The organism is Stenotrophomonas sp. STEN031, from assembly GCF_056759975.1.
In genome coordinates, this window is sequence record NZ_JBRREA010000114.1 from 1 (window position 1) to 3,716 (window position 3,716).

1 protein-coding gene is annotated in these 3,716 nt (G+C 62.9%); it reads right to left on the bottom strand.

Annotated elements, in window-relative coordinates; all coding sequences use genetic code 11:
* Positions 1 to 238 precede the first annotated feature (238 nt).
* Positions 239 to 3,319 carry a TonB-dependent receptor gene (locus ACVOLQ_RS22360; RefSeq protein ID WP_481529345.1) on the bottom strand — a complete coding sequence of 1,027 codons (3,081 nt, stop codon included), beginning with the start codon at positions 3,317 to 3,319 and terminating at the stop codon, positions 239 to 241.
* Between the last annotated feature and the right edge of the window lie 397 nt (positions 3,320 to 3,716).

Here is a 3,716-nt window from a genome sequence, read left to right on the forward strand (position 1 = left end):
AGCAACAGCAGCAACAGCAGCAACAGCAGCAACAGCAGCAACAGCAGCAACAGCAGCAACAGCAACAGCAGCAACAGCAACAGCAACAGCACCAGCAGCAGCCCCCATCCGCCCTTCGGGCACCTTCCCCCGCAGGCGGGAGAAGCGAAAACGGTCTCCGCCAGCTCCAATTAAAAAGCCGCGCTGTTGCCAGCGCGGCTTTTCATTACCTCCGTGCACTGGGCACGGCTACAACGCCTTAGAACTTCCAGTTCACGCCGAAGTAGACGACGCGGCCAGCGTAACCGTTGGAGTAGAAGCGGGCCTTGGTGTCGTTGCCCAGATGCGTGCGCGTCTCTTCCTTGGTCAGGTTCAACACCGAGGCACTCAGGCTCAGCGCCGAAGTGATGTTGTACGCAGCGTTCAGGTCGATCTGCTGGTAGGGCTCCTGGTAGAGGTTCAGGCCGCTGACCAGGCCCTGCACCACTTCACCGCGACGGTTCCACGAGGCGCGCAGCAACAGCTTTTCCACTTCATAGAACACGGTGAAGTTGGCCTGGTTTTCGGCACTGCCTACCAGCGGTGACTTGCCGATCTCGGTGCCGTCTTCCAGGGTGATGGCCGCTTCGTTGGTGTCGTTCCAGGTGTAGTTCGCCTGGAAGCCCAGACCGAAATCCAGCGTGTGCTGGGCATAGAACTCCAGACCCTGCGACACCGCGTCACGACCACCAGCGGTGGTGGAGTAGTTCTGTACGACCACGCTCTGGCCGCCGACGTTCTGGGTGACGTCCTGCACCACCGGCACCGAGAAGTTGCTGACGTCCTTGCGGAACAGGCCCAGGCCCAGCACCGAGCCGGGCTGGAAATACCATTCCACGCCGATGTCGTACTGGGTGGCCTTGTAGGCTTCCAGGTTCTTGTTGCTGCCCGAGCCGTACCAGCCCTGCTCGCTGGCACCACCGGTGAGGCGACGGTCATTGACGTATTCGGGGCTGAAGTACTCCAGGCTGCCCGGTGCGGCGATGTTGTTGTAGCTCGGGCGTGCGATCACCTTGGAGGCTGCCGCACGCAGCAGCAGGTTGTCGGTCAGGTCATAGACGATGTTGAAGCTGGGCAGCACGTCGGTGTAGCTGCGGTCCAGGCCGCTGACGGCGAACGACTCGACGCGCGCTTCGCTGTCGGAGAGACGCCAGTAACCTTCGGTACCGCAGTAGGTACGTGCCGGTGCGGCACCCGGTACCGTGTCACCGGCCTGGCAGGCCAGCGGGTTGCCGTTGGCGTCGTCGTAGAAATAATCGTTGTACGAGGTGACCTTGTCGGTGGAGTCGGCGTGTTGGCGGGTGCTGACCACACGCACGCCGACGTTGCCGCGCAGGCGTTCGGTGCGGAAGTTGGCCTGCAGGTAGGTGGAGTAGATTTTTTCGTCCACGTTGTAGACGAAGTTGTCTTCGTTGCGCGTCTGCATCGGCCCGTAGGTCTTGTTCAGATGGGCGATGTAGGCCGGGTAGTTGATGGCCGGGAACGCGCTTGCATTGATGCCGCCGGCCAGGTTGCCCATGCCGTAGATGAAGTCGGGCGAGAACTGCAGGGCGAGGTCGTTGCAGCCGCCGTTCCAGTAGCGGTTCTCGTAGTCGCTGGCATCGGTGCCCGGGCAGGCCCAGTAGCTGTTGCCGGTGCTGCGGTGGATGCCACCGTCACGGTACTTGACGCCGAACTGCAGCGATTCCAGGAAGCCGCTATCGTTGTGCCAGGTGGTGTCGATCTGCGCGTATTTCTGCTGGTTGGTGTTGCGGGTCCACGACGAGCCAGTGGAGCCGAGGTCAACCTGCAGGATGCCGTTCTTCAGGTTCTGCATCAGTTCCGGCGAGAACGCCATCGACGGGGTACCAGCCAGGCTCCAGGCGCTGGCCAGATTGCCCAGGTTCCAGCTGCCGTCGGCATTCTGGCTGCGCGGCTTGAGCGGCACCGAGAACTGCAGCGACGGACCGCCCTTGGCCCAGGTGCGGCCACCCTTGAAGGCGATGTCGACCGACTCACCGCGCCATTCGGCGGAGAAATCGGCGGTCTGCGACAGTGCCTTTTCGCGGTTGTAGCTGCCGGTGATCTGCGGGGTCGGCACGGTGCAGTCGTCGGAACCCCAGCCGCCCGGCGCCATGCCGCCGGCGGCAGCTTCATCCTCGCTGCAGTAATAGGTCTTGCCCGGATGCAGGCTGTAGTCGGCACCGGTGACAATGGTGCCGCTCGGGTCCATGGTCAGCCCGTCGAGCAGGCGTCCGCCGGCCCAGTTGCCGTCGCCCCAATAGCGGGCGATGTTCCATTCCGGCACCTTGATGGTGTGGGTCTGGGAGTCCTGCGACAGGTCGAAGCGGAAGTAGTTCGCGGTCAGGGTGAGGTTGTCCAGCGGCTTGAACTGCAGGGTCAACTGGCCGCCCTTGCGCTCGCGTTCCTCGTCCTTGACGTCAAGGTTCACCGAGGTCGGCATCATGAAGCCGGTGTAGTACTTGCCGTTCTGGTCGTAGAAGCCGGTGCCGCCCCACCAGTTGGAGTTGAAGTCCGAGGGATTGCCGTGGACATCGACCGCGGTGCCGCCTTCGTCACGGCCATACCAGGACCAACCTTCGGTGCTGGCGCCCATGGTGCGGGTGGTGCGCTTCTGGTCGGTATAGCCAACGAACACGCCAAAACGGTCGTCCTTGTCATGCCAGGCGTAGGAGGCGGAAAGCTGGCCGTCGGTCTTCTTGGTGGTGTCGGCCCAGGTGCCTTCAACGGAGACGAAGCCGGTGTTGGCTTCCATTTCCAGCGGGCGGCGCGTGTGCAGGATCACCGTTCCGCCGATGCCGCCTTCGTCGATGCGGGCTTCCGGCGACTTGAACAGCTCGGCGCTTCCCAGCATGTTCGACGGCAGCAGCGTGTAGTTGAACGAACGGGTCGGGTCGCCGTTGGATTCGGCAGTGGCCACGTAGTTGCCGTTCAACTCGGTCAGGGTCAGCTCCGAGGACAGGCCGCGCACGCTGACGTTCTTACCTTCGCCGCCGCTGCGGGTGATGATCACGCCGGGCACGCGCTGTAGCGCGTCGGCCACGTTCTTGTCGGGGAACTTGCCGACGTCTTCTGCGGTGATCACCTCGACCACGGCATTGGCGTCGCGCTTCTGCTCAAGGCTTTTTTCGATGGCGTAGCGGTAACCGGTGACGTTGACGCTGTCGAGCGTGGTGGCATCGGTGCTGGTGCTGGCCTGTTGCGCAAACGCAGCGCCGGGAACGGCGGCCACGGCGAACAAGGCGACGGCAATGGCGGCGGACAATGTGTCGCGGCCGTGCTTGCGTGTGATCTGTTTCATTTCTCTCCCTCTCCTGGATTGAATCGCTAACTGTCACGTTGATTTGGACTTGTATCGATCTAAAAACGGGTGAAACCGGGGCCTTGTTGCGTTCGCTCAATGATTGGTTTGGCGCTCGAGCAGGGTTCCGTTGCCGGGATCGTGGGGGTGTCGATTTGGATCGATCTAAACGATTGGCGCGCATTTTTTAGCACAGCCAAGGGTTTGACGCATGTTGCTACGCAATATGGCCGGGGCGATGGGCTTGGCGAGGGGCGGGGGGAGGAGGTAGTGGGGCGCGCCAGATGCCGATCGCGCCGCGAGCCAGCGCAATATATTCGACAAAAGCTGCGCCGCGCCCGTGATGCCACCCCCATTCCCACCCGCCACCCTGGGGGGCGGGGGGGGGTGGGGGGTG

What these genes read in the sequence shown, in the direction of transcription:
- ACVOLQ_RS22360 (WP_481529345.1), bottom strand. Translation starts at nt 3,319, where the DNA reads ATGAAACAGATCACACGCAAGCACGGCCGCGACACATTGTCCGCCGCC.